This window comes from Caulobacter sp. D5, from assembly GCF_003185805.1.
Taxonomy (GTDB): Bacteria; Pseudomonadota; Alphaproteobacteria; order Caulobacterales; family Caulobacteraceae; genus Caulobacter.
This window is the reverse complement of record NZ_QHJY01000155.1, coordinates 1-12,747: the sequence shown is the minus strand read 5'-3', so window position 1 is coordinate 12,747 and position 12,747 is coordinate 1. Positions and strand designations below refer to the sequence as shown.

The 12,747-nt window shown below is 70.4% G+C and carries 15 protein-coding genes and 1 tRNA gene; 8 read left to right on the top strand and 8 right to left on the bottom strand.

Annotated features, from left to right (window positions below):
• Both DMC18_RS26015 and DMC18_RS11395 read left to right on the top strand, forming a co-directional pair.
• On the top strand, positions 1–372 hold a 372-nt coding region (locus DMC18_RS26015), incomplete at its 5' end, for a hypothetical protein (protein ID WP_110132942.1).
• Positions 373–427: 55 nt separating this feature from the next.
• Entirely contained in the window at positions 428–1,006 is a 579-nt protein-coding gene (locus DMC18_RS11395; protein WP_110121242.1) for an NUDIX domain-containing protein, read from the top strand.
• On the opposite strand, the gene DMC18_RS11390 is transcribed toward DMC18_RS11395, so the two are convergent.
• The 5 genes from DMC18_RS11390 to DMC18_RS11370 form a co-directional block, all read right to left on the bottom strand.
• Positions 1,003–1,818 carry an MBL fold metallo-hydrolase gene (locus tag DMC18_RS11390; protein ID WP_110121243.1) on the bottom strand — a complete coding sequence of 272 codons (816 nt, stop codon included), beginning with the start codon at positions 1,816–1,818 and terminating at the stop codon, positions 1,003–1,005. The genes DMC18_RS11395 and DMC18_RS11390 overlap by 4 nt on opposite strands.
• Positions 1,815–2,594 (bottom strand): TatD family hydrolase, encoded by a 780-nt coding sequence (locus DMC18_RS11385; RefSeq protein ID WP_110121244.1) that lies wholly within the window; start codon positions 2,592–2,594, stop codon positions 1,815–1,817. Before DMC18_RS11385 ends, DMC18_RS11390 begins: the two co-directional genes overlap by 4 nt.
• Positions 2,595–2,598: 4 nt before the next feature.
• On the bottom strand, positions 2,599–3,606 hold the full coding sequence (locus DMC18_RS11380; RefSeq protein ID WP_110121245.1) for a DNA polymerase III subunit delta': 1,008 nt from the start codon (positions 3,604–3,606) through the stop codon (positions 2,599–2,601).
• On the bottom strand, positions 3,603–4,232 hold the full coding sequence (gene tmk, locus DMC18_RS11375) for a dTMP kinase (RefSeq protein WP_110121246.1): 630 nt from the start codon (positions 4,230–4,232) through the stop codon (positions 3,603–3,605). Before tmk ends, DMC18_RS11380 begins: the two co-directional genes overlap by 4 nt.
• A gap of 172 nt (positions 4,233–4,404) precedes the next feature.
• Entirely contained in the window at positions 4,405–5,343 is a 939-nt protein-coding gene (locus DMC18_RS11370) for a septal ring lytic transglycosylase RlpA family protein (RefSeq protein WP_110121260.1), read from the bottom strand.
• Positions 5,344–5,478: 135 nt separating this feature from the next.
• Between DMC18_RS11370 and DMC18_RS11365 the strand changes: the two genes are divergently transcribed.
• Positions 5,479–5,568, top strand: a tRNA-Ser gene (locus tag DMC18_RS11365).
• A gap of 23 nt (positions 5,569–5,591) precedes the next feature.
• On the opposite strand, the gene DMC18_RS11360 is transcribed toward DMC18_RS11365, so the two are convergent.
• Positions 5,592–6,143: a cysteine hydrolase family protein gene (locus tag DMC18_RS11360; RefSeq protein ID WP_110121247.1), complete on the bottom strand. Its 552-nt coding sequence runs from the start codon at positions 6,141–6,143 to the stop codon at positions 5,592–5,594.
• Positions 6,144–6,289: 146 nt separating this feature from the next.
• Between DMC18_RS11360 and DMC18_RS11355 the strand changes: the two genes are divergently transcribed.
• From DMC18_RS11355 to DMC18_RS11345, 3 genes are read left to right on the top strand one after another with little or no spacing between them, the layout of a single operon-like run.
• Entirely contained in the window at positions 6,290–7,207 is a 918-nt protein-coding gene (locus DMC18_RS11355) for a class I SAM-dependent methyltransferase (protein WP_110121248.1), read from the top strand.
• Positions 7,204–7,938, top strand: a complete 735-nt coding sequence (locus tag DMC18_RS11350; RefSeq protein WP_110121249.1) for a pseudouridine synthase — start codon at positions 7,204–7,206, stop codon at positions 7,936–7,938. Before DMC18_RS11355 ends, DMC18_RS11350 begins: the two co-directional genes overlap by 4 nt.
• On the top strand, positions 7,935–8,165 hold the full coding sequence (locus DMC18_RS11345; RefSeq protein WP_110121250.1) for a sulfurtransferase TusA family protein: 231 nt from the start codon (positions 7,935–7,937) through the stop codon (positions 8,163–8,165). The genes DMC18_RS11350 and DMC18_RS11345 overlap by 4 nt, the downstream gene beginning before the upstream one ends.
• Here DMC18_RS11345 and DMC18_RS11340 read toward each other — a convergent pair.
• Together DMC18_RS11340 and DMC18_RS11335 are read right to left on the bottom strand one after the other, a co-directional pair.
• Positions 8,137–9,087: a YihY/virulence factor BrkB family protein gene (locus tag DMC18_RS11340; protein WP_110121251.1), complete on the bottom strand. Its 951-nt coding sequence runs from the start codon at positions 9,085–9,087 to the stop codon at positions 8,137–8,139. The two genes, DMC18_RS11345 and DMC18_RS11340, sit on opposite strands and share 29 nt — an antisense overlap.
• Positions 9,088–9,345: 258 nt before the next feature.
• Positions 9,346–10,473 (bottom strand): CaiB/BaiF CoA-transferase family protein, encoded by a 1,128-nt coding sequence (locus DMC18_RS11335; protein WP_110121252.1) that lies wholly within the window; start codon positions 10,471–10,473, stop codon positions 9,346–9,348.
• A gap of 184 nt (positions 10,474–10,657) precedes the next feature.
• Between DMC18_RS11335 and DMC18_RS11330 the strand changes: the two genes are divergently transcribed.
• Positions 10,658–11,980, top strand: coding sequence for a diguanylate cyclase domain-containing protein (locus DMC18_RS11330; protein ID WP_110121253.1), 1,323 nt, complete (start codon positions 10,658–10,660; stop codon positions 11,978–11,980).
• Positions 11,981–12,050: 70 nt separating this feature from the next.
• Complete coding sequence (locus DMC18_RS11325; RefSeq protein ID WP_110121254.1) at positions 12,051–12,686, top strand: DsbA family oxidoreductase; 636 nt, start codon at positions 12,051–12,053, stop codon at positions 12,684–12,686.
• The last annotated feature ends 61 nt before the right edge of the window (positions 12,687–12,747 follow it).

The window sequence follows — 12,747 nt, the reverse complement described above, 5'->3', positions numbered from 1 at the left end:
CAAGGCCAGCCGGCCGACGCGGCGATCCGCGCGACCTTCGCCCGCAACGCCTCGCCGCGCACGGCGGCGCTGTTCATGCAGACCATGCTGCTGGTCGAGAGCGATCTCGTTCGGCCGTTGCAGATCCAGTGCCCGCACTGCGCCGGCTACGCCATGGACGAACAGCGGCTGGTGACCGCCTGCGGCCTGGCCGCCGCCGCGCCGGGCCTGGCCGCCCGTCTGCTGGCCCCGCTGGTGACGCGGCCCGAGGTGGCCGGCACGTTCGCCCGCGCCCTCAACCACGCCCTGGCCCTGGACGGCTGCCCCCTGCCCGTTCGGATGGGTGAACCGGTCGAGGAAGCCCCGCCCCCGCGCATGGCGACGGTGCACTAGCGCCGAGCGCCGGAGACGGCTTGGCCTGACGGCGCGGCTCGCCTATCCAGGGTCCATGACCGCGCCCCGCATCGTCGCCCGCGACCTGGCCTATTCCGGCTGGCTGCGCCTGCATATGCTGACCCTGGAGACCGAGGGCGGCGAGCGCTTCAAGCGCGTCGTCGAGGACCACGGCTCGGCCGTCGCGGTCCTGCCCTACGACCCTGAACGCAAGGTCGCCGTGGTGGTGCGCCTGACGCGGGCGCCGTTGCTGATGAAGGAGGCCGCCGCAGTCGTCGAGGCCCCGGCCGGGCTGATCGACGCCGGCGAGACGGCGATCGAGGCCGCCCGCCGCGAGGCGATGGAAGAGACCGGCCTCACCCTGCGCGAGATCATTCCGGCCGGCGAGATCTGGAGCATGCCGGGCGTGTCCAGCGAACACATGACGCTGTTCCTGGCCGAATACGGCGTCGCTGACCGCACCCACGCCGGCGGCGGCCTGGCCGAGGAACACGAGGACATCGAGGTGATCGAGCGTCCGCTCGACGCGCTGTGGGCCGAAACCAACGGCGCCGCGCCCGCAGACGCCAAGACCCGGATCCTGCTGCAGGCCCTGCGGCTGAAACGCCCAGACCTCTTCGACGGCCCGCTCTAGAACCCGACCTCGAAGCGCATGCCGTCATAGGCCGGCTCGACGCCCGGCGGCAGCTGGCCGGCCAGGGCGTTGTAGTCGAGGTCGATGTGCAGGTTGGTCAGGATCGCCCGCTTGGGCCTGGCCCGCTCGATCCAGCCCAGGGCCCGCTCGACATTGGCGTGGGTGGGGTGCGGGGTCCAGCGCAGGGCGTCGACGATCATGACGTCGAGGTCTTGCAGGTCCGGCCAGCTGTCTTCCGGGATCTGCAGCACGTCGGGCATGTAGGCGACCCCGCCGAAGCGGAAGCCGGCGGCGCGGATCTCGCCGTGATCGACGTCGAAATTGACCACGGGGATGGCGCCGCTGGGCCCCTCGACGCTCCAGGCCTGGCCATGCGGCGGCAAATGGCGCGCCTCGCAGATGGCCGGATAGCCGCCCTTGGTCTCGAACACGTAGCCGAACCGCAGGAGCAGGCCGTCATAGGTCGCCGGATCCATGTAGGTCGGGATCCTGAAGCGGTGATTGAGGAAGAACGGCCGCACGTCGTCGAGGCCGTGGGCCTGGTCGGCGTGGTCGTGGGTGAACAGCACCGCGTCGATGCGGCCGGCGCCCGCCCGGGCGGTCTGCAGCCGCAGGTCCGGCGAGGTGTCGACGAGAACCGTCGTATCGCCGCGCGGATCGCCGCCCGACAGCCGCCGCACCAGCATCGAGCAGCGCGAGCGGTGATTCTTCGGCTCGGCCGGATCGCAGTCGCCCCAATTGCCGTCGGCGCGCGGCACTCCGCCGGAGGAGCCGCTGCCGAGGATGGTGAACTCGAGCCGGCCGCCGGTCATGGGCGCGGTATCGCGTCGAACAGGGCGAAGAAGGCGTCTTCCGAGCGCTGCTCAGCCTCGGCGCGGGTCCAGCCGCGGATCTCGGCCAGCTTGTCGACGATGTGCGGCAGGTGGGCCGGCTCGCAGCGGCGGCCGCGCATCGGCACGGGGGCCAGATAGGGACAGTCGGTCTCGACGATGATGCGGTCGGCCGGCATGTCGCGGATCACCGCGCGCACGTCCTCGGCCTGCTTGAAGGTGGCGATGCCCGAGACCGAGAACCAGGCGCCCAGGGCGGCGGCCCGGCGGGCCAGGTCCGCGCCGCTGGTGTAGCAGTGCATCAGGATCTTGAAGGCGCCCTTGGCGTGCTCCTCCTCCAGGATCTGGCCCATGACGTCGTCGGCCTCGCGGGTGTGGACCACCAGCGGCAGGCCCGTCTGGCGGGCGGCGGCGACATGCTCCTTGAACACGGCGGCCTGCACCTCGCGGGGCGACAGATCGTAGTGGAAGTCCAGGCCCGTCTCGCCGATGCCGACCACGCGCGGCTTGCCGGCCAGTTCCACGAGGTGGGCGGTCGTCAGGTCGACGTGGTCCTTGGCCTCGTGCGGATGGGCGCCGACGGTGCACCAGATGTCGGCCTCGGCCATGGCGATGGCGTGGACGGCCGGGAAGTTGGGGATCTTGTCGCAGATGGTCAGCATCATCTCGACGCCGGCCTCGCGGGCGCGGGAAATGACGGCGTCGCGGTCCTCGGCGAACTGGGGCGCGTGCAGGTTTACGTGGCTGTCGATGAGCATGCGGTCAGATGGCGGCCTTGGCGGCGGCGCGCAAGTCCGCAATCGCCGTCCAGAACACGTCGGCGCGGTCGAGGTTCACGGCCTCGGCCTCGATGGGCCAGCGGATCAGCCGCTCCCAGGCGCCGGCCCAGCGGTCGAGGCCGGCGGGGGTGCGATCACCAGCCATGCCCACGGCCATGGCGTGGATCTGGTCGGCCAGGCGCTCGAACAGCAGCTCGAAGCGGACCTGCCCTTCGGCGCCCTTGAAGGTGTCGGCCAGGGCCAGCAGCGCGGCCTCGTCGATCTCGGGCAGCTTGCGCAGGATCTCGCCGGCCGTGTCGTCGGCCTCCAGGGCCTTGGCGGCGGCCAGTTGCAGGGCCTTGCCGGGCGCGCCGTGGGCCATGCGGCCCAGGCGCTCGGCCTGGCGGCGATCGAGGCCCAGGCGGTGCTCGACCATGTCGGCGGCGCGCTCGACGCCGGGCGCGGGCACGGCCAGACGCCGGCAGCGCGAGCGGATGGTCGGCAGCAACTTGCCCGGCGAGTGGCTGATCAGGAAGATCACGCCCCGAGCCGGCGGCTCCTCCAGCGTCTTCAGCACGGCGTTGGCGGCGTTGACGTTGAGATCGTCGGCGGCGTCGATGATCGCCACGCGATAAGGAGAGGTCGCCGGCGAATTGGCGAAGAAGCCCGGCAGCAGGCGGGCCTCGTCGACGGGGATGGACTTGCGGGCCTTGCCGTCGTCGGTGGCGCGCTCCAGCACCATCAGGTCGGGATGCGAGCGGGCCGCCACCTGGCGGCTGACGAAGTCTGACGGGGCCGAGCCCAGTAGGCCGAACGACGGATCAGGCCGCGCGCCCAGCAGCCGGCGGGCCATGCGATAGGCCAGGGTCGCCTTGCCGACGCCCTCCGGGCCGGTCAGCAGCCAGGCGTGGTGCAGCCGGCCGCGGCCCAGAGCGTCGATGAACGCGGCCTCGGCCTTGTCCTGGCCGTCGAGCGAGAAGACGTCGCGCGGATGCGGAGGCGCGTCGCTCATGCCAGGTCCAGCCGCTCGGACACGGCCTCCCAGACGGCTTGCGAGACCTCTTCGATGGTGGCGGTGGCGTCGACCACCGCGCAGCGATCCCGTTCACGACGGGCGATCTCCAGGAAGCCGGCGCGCAGCCGCTCGTGGAAATCCAGGCCCTTGGATTCGAAGCGCGCCGCCCCGCCCCGCGCGGAGGCGCGTTCGAGGCCCACGGTGGCGGGCAGGTCGAAGACCAGGGTCAGGGTCGGGATCGTGGCGCCCAGCACATGCTCTTCCAGGCTGGCGATCAGCGAGGCCGGCGCATCGCCGCCGGCGCCCTGATAGGCGCGGGTCGAATCGGCGAAGCGGTCGCAGACGACCACCGCGCCACGATCCAGGGCGGGACGGATCACCCGCTCCACGTGGTCGCGGCGGGCGGCGTACATCAGCAGGGTCTCGGTGACCGGCGACCAGCGATCGGCCGCGCCGTGCACCAGCAGTTCGCGGATCCCCTCGCCGCCGGGACTGCCGCCCGGCTCGCGGGTGACGACGACCTCATGGCCGAGCGCCTCCAGCCGCTGCGCCAGCAGGCGCACCTGAGTGGATTTGCCGGCGCCTTCGCCGCCTTCGAAGCTGATGAAAGTTCCGCGGGTCACCGGCCTCAAATCGGCTGGAACGCGGGGCTTGTCCAGACCTGGTTGAGTGGGCTCCACCCCGAACCGTAAAACCCCCGCGAAAGCGGGGGCCTAGGTGTTTTATCGTCGAGCGCCGTGGATGGCAGAAAAAGCCTGGGTCCCCGCTTTCGCGGGGATTTTACGGAGATAGGGCCTAAGGCCGCAGCACGGTAGCGTCGCCAAAGCCGAGCGAGGCGACGCGGTCGCGGATCCCCCAGGCTTCGCCCTCGTCGGCGCCGCAGTTGACGACGACGCGGTAGAGCGTGCCGCCGCCGCGATCCATCGGCTCGACGGTGACGCGGCCGGCCGAGGCCAGGCGATCGGCCGCGCGCTGGGCGTTTTCGCGGTTGGCGAAGCTGCCGGCCTGGACGCGATAGGCGCCGCTGGACGGTGCATCGACCTTGGTCACGCGCGACGACGGGGCCTCGGCCGGCGGGTCATAGAGATTCGCGGCCGTCTCGCGCGGGATCTCGCGATAGGCCGGCTGGGACAGCGGCGGGGTGGCTGGAATGGCGGCGAAGCGGCGGGGCTGGTCGACGGCGCTCTTGGGCGCCGGGCCGATATAGCGCACCCGCACCCGGGCCAGGCCCTTGCCCTTGTAGCCCAGTTCGTCGGCCGCGGCCTTGGAGAGGTCGATCAGGCGGTCGCCGACGAACGGTCCGCGATCGTTGACCCGCACGCGCATCTTCTTGCCGTTGTCGAGGTTGGTCACCTCCACGATCGACGGCAGGGGCAGCGTCTTGTGGGCGGCCGACGGCAGGTCCATGTCGAACAGCTCGCCGTTGGCGGTGCGGCGGTTGTGGAACTGCTCGCCGTACCACGAGCCGGTCCCGACCACGTCGTAGTCCGGGTCCGCCTTCGGATAGTACCAGATGCCCTTGATCTGATAGGGCTTTTCGGTGCCGCGCAGGCCTTGGCCGTAACCGGGCGGCGGCGGACCGTGATATTCGCGGTCGGGCGAGCTGCTGGCGACCGGCTTGTTGATCGGCAGGCGCGGCGACGGCGTCGCGCAGGCGGCCAGGCCCGCGGCGCCCAGCGCCGTCAGCCCGAGGACCTTCAGCGCGCGGATTTCTGAACTGTAGGTGCGCCGCATGCGTCGCCAAAACTCCGGATGGTCGTCCCCCATCGTGGTTTCAGCTTCGTTCAGATGTTTTTAGGCTTGGTTAAGGATGCCTGCGACAGATCGTTCTGGAGCCGAAGCACAAGCGCTGATATAGCCGCCCGCTCCGGACAGGTGGCCGAGTGGTTTAAGGCAGCGGTCTTGAAAACCGCCGTAGGTGGAAGCCTACCGTGGGTTCGAATCCCACCCTGTCCGCCACCCCTTCTTCAGATGCGTCGCTCTCACGACGTCGAGGCCAGCACCTGCGCGGTCGTCGTGACCACCGCGTATTCGCCGTGCAGGTTCGAGAGGCTGAACAGGCTCCACTCCTCGGCGGGACGCATCCGGCCGTGCAGGTCGGCCTTGTCGAAGGTGAAGCAGGCGTCGCCCGGCACGGTGACGTCGAAGCCCTGGCAGGCGGCGGCGCGGACCGTGGCCTCGACGGAGTTGCTGGTGCTGACCCCGACGATCACCAGCCGCGACAGATCGCGCGCCTTCAGCCAGCCCACGAGTTCACCGCTGGCGAAGGCGTCGGGGACGGTCTTCTCCAGGCGATGCTCGGACGGCAGGGGCTCGAACCTGGGCTGGAACTCGGATGACGGCTCCCCACGCTGGAAGGCGCCATCGGGCGAGCGACTGAAGTGGCGCACATGCACGACCGGAAGGCCGCGCTCGCGCCAGTAGGCCAGCAGGCGGGCGATGTTGTCCTCGGCGCCGGGATTGTTCCGAGGGCCGGTGTTCTGCGGCAGCATGGCGCGCTGCAGGTCGATCAGGATCAGGGCCGGCTTGGTCATCCCGCCAGCTTGATGGGCCGCCTCGCGGCGCGCAACCGGGCCGGCGCCGGTCCTCCCTCGTCTGAAACTCTGGCATCCGGGGCCTCGCCAAGGTAACCAACGCCCCTTCCCGACCTTTCCAGTCCCGCGACCAAGATCCTTTCCCCATGACCGACACCACCTCCGCCGCCGTCTATGGCTTTCCCCCGCGCGAGGTGATCGAGACGCCGCGCGGCGCGACCCAGACGGCCCCGACCGTGCCTGGCGCCGAGCCACTGGAGAGCCTGGCGGACGCCTCGCTGTACGCCTTCGTCGCCCTGGCCCCGGCCGGCGCCGTGGAGCGCCGCTATGTGCTGGCCCAGATGCTGCGGGCGCTGAAGCCCGGCGGCCGGCTGACCGTGGCCGCGCCCAAGGATCGCGGCGGCCTGCGGCTGAAGAAGGAGCTGGAGGCGTTCGGCTGCAAGATCGGCGAGGACGCTCGCCGTCACCACCGCATCTGCATCACCCTGCGCCCCGAGACGCCGACAGGTCTGGCCGAAGCCCTGGCCGAGGGCGCGCCGCGCCGCATCGACGGCGAGGGCCTGTGGACCCAGCCCGGCGTGTTCAGCTGGGATCGGCTCGACACCGGCACCGCCCTGCTGATGAGCGCCCTGCCCGCCTTCTCCGGCGCCGGCGCGGACCTGGGCTGCGGCATCGGGGTGCTGGCCCACCAGGTGCTGGCCTCGCCCAAGGTGACCAAGCTTGCCCTCATCGACATCGATCGCCGGGCGCTGGACGCCGCGCGCCGCAATGTAGGCGACGATCGGGTGAGCTTCTCGCACGCGGACGTGCGACTGGGCCTGCCGGAGCTTTCGGGCCTGGACTTCGTGGTCTCCAATCCCCCGTTCCATGAGGGCGGCGGCGAGGACAAGGCGCTGGGGCAGGCCTTCATCCGAGGGGCCGCGGCGCTGCTCAAGAAGGGCGGCGCGCTTTGGCTGGTGGCCAACCGTCACCTGCCCTACGAGGCGGTGCTGGGCGAGCACTTCACCCGCGTGCGCCCGGTGATCGACCAGAACGGCTTCAAGGTGTTCGAGGCCGTCAAATGAGCAAGCCGCTGATGGCGCGCCTAGATCGGCTGCTGGCCAATCTGGGCTATGGCGCGCGGCGCGAGGTCCAAGCCCTGGTGGCGGCGGGCAAGGTGACCTTCGACGGGGTTCCACTGAAGGACGCCGGCAAGCGCATCGCGGTGACGGCGGACCTGCCCCAGCACCTGATGATCCGCGGCGTTCCGGTGGATCCGCCCGCGCCGCTGGTGCTGCTGATGAACAAGCCGCTGGGCGTGGTGTGCTCGCACCGAGAGGACGGGGCCAAGATCTACGACCTGCTGCCGCGTCGCTGGCAGGTGCGCGATCCGGCGCTGTCGAGCGTGGGGCGGCTGGACAAGGACACCTCGGGCCTGCTGCTGATCACCGACTACGGCGATTTCCTGCACCGGGTGATCTCGCCCAAGCGGCATGTGGCCAAGACCTATCTGACCACTCTCGACCGGCCGCTGTCGGGCAAGGAGGGCGAGGCCTTCGCCAGCGGGACGCTGATGCTGGAGGGCGAGGAAAAGCCGCTGCTGCCGGCGCAGCTGGACGTGGTCGACGAGACCACCGCGCGCCTGACCATCACCGAGGGCCGCTATCACCAGGTGCGCCGGATGTTCGCGGCCATGGGCAATCACGTGGTCGCCCTGCATCGCGAGCGGATCGGCGGGATCACCCTGCCGAGCGACCTGGAGCCCGGCAAGTACCGGATCCTCAGCGCCGAAGAGGCCGAGCAGGTGTTTTCGTGAGCGACATCGAGGTCGACGCCCGGGGCCATCGCTGCCCCGTGCCGACCTTGCGCCTGCGCCGGGCGCTGGAGCATGCGCCGGCCGGGGCGACGGTGCGGCTGCTGGCCGACGATCCGCTGGCCCGTATCGACGTGCCGCACTTCGCCCGCCAATTGGGGGCGACGCTGGAGGGGGTCGAGGACCTGCCCGCCGGCGCGATCAGCTTTCGGGTGACGAAGGCGCCTTGAGGCCAATGGCCTTGGGGCCGTCGAGCAGGGCCTGGGGCCGCTCGTCGAGGGCGATCTCGACCTCGGTGGCCAGGGCGCCGCCGAAGAACACGGCGTTCACGCTCCACGACAGCCATATGAGAAAGATGATCACGGCCGAGATCGAGCCGTAGGTCGCGCCCAGATGGGCCACCTTCTCGACGTAGAAGGCGCTGGCCCACGACATGAAGACGCAGAACAGGGCCGCGGCGACGCCCCCGGTGATCGAGGCGCGCCAGCCCACCGGCACGCGCGACATGGCGTAGCGGTAGATCAGGGTCATGCCGACCACGAGGCCGAAGGTCGCCCAGCTCCACTCGCTCTGGATCCACGACACGCCCTGCAGCGGCCGCAGGTCCAGGGTGCTGGAGAGCAGCCGGAAGGTCAGGAAGATGCCCGACATCGCGAACAGCAGGCCAAAGGCGGCGATCAGCACGAACAGGGCCATCAGGTTAAAGCCGAAGAAGCCGCGCTGGTCCTCCTCGTCATGGATGAAAGACAGGCCGGCCAGCAGGGCCTTGAAGCCGCGATGGGCGGCGTAGACGCCGATGACCAGGATCACGAGGCTCTGCAGCGAAACGGTGTAGACCGGCGCATGGGCCAGGCGCTGCATCTCGCTCTGGAAGATCGGGCGGGCGCCGGGCGGCATCATGAACGCCAGGGCGTCGGCTTGGCGGGCGGCGGTGCTGGGGTCCAGCAGCAGGCTGTAGAGCCCGATCAGGATGGCCAGGCCCGGAAACACGGCCAGCAGGGCGAAGAACGAGACGCCCCCGACATAGAGCATGACGTCGCGTCCCCACAGCCGGGACAGGGCCAGGCCGAGGACGCGGAGGATTTCCTGGATCCAGTGGATCGGGTCGAGATCGAGGTCTCGCCAGCGGATGGGGGCCTTGGGGGGCTGCATCCGCCGGAAACTGCCTGCCGTCGCCCGGTGAAGCAACCCTTGGCGGCCCGTCTTGTCGCTAAACGGCCTTGTCGCCAAACAGTCAAAGACGCGCCGCCTCAGGGAAAGCGACGCGTCTCCGCAGGACTTGCCTGAACCGGACGCCACATCGAGGGACGGGTTGGCGCAGCGGCCGGTTACAGGTCGAAATTAGGATTCGCCGCCTGAACCGCATCTGAACGCGGTTGTCAGTTTGGCGGTGGTGAAGAAAAGCCCGCCCTACAGAGCCCCCGAAGCCTCCAGTTCGGCAATGGCCGCGCCATCGAAGCCCCAGTCCGACAGAGCCTGGGCGTTGTCGGCCCCGATCTTCGGCGGCGGCCCCTGGATCACGCCGGGGGTGGCCGAGAAGCGTGGCGCGGGCGCGGGCTGGATGACGCCGGCGACCTCGACGAAGGTCTCGCGGGCCTTGTTGTGGGCGTGGTCCGGCGCCTCGTCCATGGAGAGGACCGGGGCGAAGCAGACATCGGTGGCGTCCATCAGTTCGCACCACGCGTCGCGGGTCTTAGTGGCGATCACGGCGGCCAGTTTCTCGCGCAGGGCGGGCCAGTCGTCGCGGCTCATCTGGGCCTGGAAGTGCGGATCGGTGATCCCGGTCTTCTCCAGCAGCAGCAGGTAGAACTGCGGCTCGATCGAGCCGATCGACACCCACTTGCCATCCGCGCACTGGTAGGTGTCGTAGAAATGGGCCCCGCCGTCGAGCAGGTTGCTTCGCCGCCCCTCGCGCCACATGCCCATGGCCTTGAAGCCGTAGAACATCGCCATCAGCGAGGCCGCGCCGTCGCTCATGGCGCAGTCGATGACCTGGCCCTGGCCGCTCTCGCGAGCATGGATCACCCCCGCCAGCAGGCCGAAGGCCAGATAGAGCGCCCCGCCCCCGAAATCGCCGACCAGGTTCAGCGGCGGGATCGGCTTGTCCTCCGTGCCGATGGCGTCGAGGGCGCCGGTAATGGCGATGTAGTTCATGTCGTGGCCGGCGGCCCTGGCGTAGGGGCCGGTCTGGCCCCAGCCGGTCATGCGGCCGTAGACCAGCTTCGGATTACGGGCCAGGGCGACGTCGGGACCCAGGCCCAGGCGCTCCATCACCCCGGGACGGAAACCCTCGAACACCGCGTCGGCGGTCTCCATCAGCTTCAGGCAGGTCTCGACGGCGGCGGGCTGCTTGAGATCCAGCGCCACCGAGCGACGGCCGCGGGCGGTGACGTCGGCGGGCGAGGAGCGGCCCGAGCCCTTGCGGTCGATGCGCACGACGTCAGCGCCGAGGTCCGACAGCAGCATGCCGCAGAACGGCCCCGGGCCGATCCCTGCGAACTCCAGCACCTTCAGCCCCGACAGCGGTCCCTGGCCCATGCGTTCCTCCCGTTTTCTGTTCTGTTGGCGCCAGTAGGACCCGGCTGACGCTCGGTCAGGCAAGCCCGGCCGCAAACCACCTGTCGACAAGGTAAAGGCTGCGACCTTGCATCCCTTTGCCGCACCCCCGCCTCTGCTATGTTGGCTCGCGAATCGACGGCCCTGCGCCAGCGGAGAGACGAATTTGGCGGTGAACGCCCGGATCCTGATCGTGGCGCGTGACGACACGCGGGCCGGTCCCCTGTCCGAGGGGCTGGACCGGCTGGGCTGGCGCACCATCACCGCCCGCGGCCCCTATGCGGCCCTGGCGGCGCTGGGCGATCTGCAGATCGAGGCCGTGATCGTCGACATCGACGCCGCCGGTCCCGACAGTCAGACCCTGGCCCGCCGCCTGAAGGCCGCCGTGGCGCCGCGCCGCCTGCCGGTGATCGCCATCGGCGAGCCGGGCACGGACGCCGGCCAGGCCGCCTTCGACCTGACCCTGTCGCCGCCCCTGCATCCGTCGCAGGCGGTGCTGCGTCTGGAGTCCCTGGTCCGCACGGCCATCGCCGAGGAAGAGTTCGAGCTTCGCCTGACCACCTTCGGCGATCGCGGCCGCCGGCTGGACCTGCCCGAACCCACGGCGACGCCCTATCGCGTGCTGGCCATCGGCGAGCCGGCCCCGCAGTTCCTGGCCCTGTCCAACGCCCTGACCCGGGGCGGGGCGGACGTGGTCGGCGCCTTCACCGCCTACACCGCCTTCGACTACCTGCACGAGCGGGCCTTCGACGCGGTGGTGCTGTGGGCCGGCGAGAACCAGCAGGAGGCGATGTCGATCGCCGCCGGCATGCGCCGCAACACCCGCCTCTTCCACATACCGGCGCTGCTCTACATGAACGCCGAGAGCTATGTGACGATGTCGGAGGCGTTCCATCGCGGCGTGTCGGACGTGGCCTCGCCCCAGACGCCGGAGGGCGACACCGCCCGCCGCGTCATCGAACTGGCCCGCAACTATCGTCGCGGCGAAGCCATTCGCGGCGCACTGGAGAAGGCCCGCAGCTCGGGCCTGATGGACGCGGCCACCGGCCTCTTCACCCGCGACCTGTTCGCCGCCCACCTGGCGCGGCTGGCCGGAGCCGCCCGTGAACGTGGACGTCCGCTGTCGATCGGCGTGCTGCGCGTCGCCGACAAGCCCGAGGTCGTCTGGGCGCGGCAGAACGGTTGGCTCGACCGGGCCATCCCGCAGATCGGCTCGATGGTCGGCCGTCTGGTCCGCGTCGAGGACACCGCCGCCCGCCTGGCCCCGGAGGTCTTCGCCCTGGCCCTGCCGGCCACGAACCTGGCCGCCGCCAAGGCCGCCGCCGAGCGCATCGCCGCCGTCATCGGCTGCACGGCCTTCGACGCCGGCGAGGACCGCAGCCCGTTCGTCTGCGAGTTCGACATCGGCGTGGCCCAGATCGAGCCGGGCGAAACCGCCATCCATGCGCTGGAACGCGCCGCCTCGCTGGCGCTCCAGAAAGCCGTTTAACAAGACGCGTGACGGGCGCCGAAACCGCCCACACTTTCGGCTGTCACGCTTTAGTCTGTAGGAGCTTCCGATGGGTCAGCCGATCACCGTCGACGTCGTCGCCGACGTCGTCTGCCCGTGGTGCTATCTGGGCTGGCGGCGGGTGAAGAGCGCCCTGGCCGCCCGTCCGGACCTGGAGCCGATCGTCGTCTGGCGTCCCTATCAGCTGGATCCCACCCTGCCCGAGGAAGGCGTCGACCGCGCCGCCTACATGGCCGGCAAGTTCAAGGACCCGGTGCGGCTGAAGGCCGTGCACAAGGCGCTGCAGGAAGCCGGGGCCGAGGAAGGCATCGACTTCGCCTTCGACAAGATCGCCCTGTCGCCCAACACCAGCGCCGCCCACCGCCTGATCCGCTGGGCGCGCGGCGCGGCCGTGCAGGACGAGGTGGTCGAGGCCCTGTTCGCGGCCTATTTCGAGCAGGGCCGCGACATCGGCGACCCGGTCGTGCTGGCCGACATCGCCAAGAGCGCCGGCATGGATGAGGTGGCGGTGCTTCAACTGCTGTCGGAAGGCGCCGACAAGGACGTGATCGTCCAGCAGCACGCCATGGCCGTGCGCGGCGGCGTCACCGGCGTGCCGGTGGCGATCTTCGCCGGCAAGGTGGCGGTGGTGGGCGCGGAAAGCCCCGAGAACCTGCAGAAGGCGATCGACCAGGCGCTTCTCTAAAACCTCTCCCGTGGGGAGAGGGAGGGGCCCGCCGCGAAGCGGTGGGAGGGTGAGGGCGTAC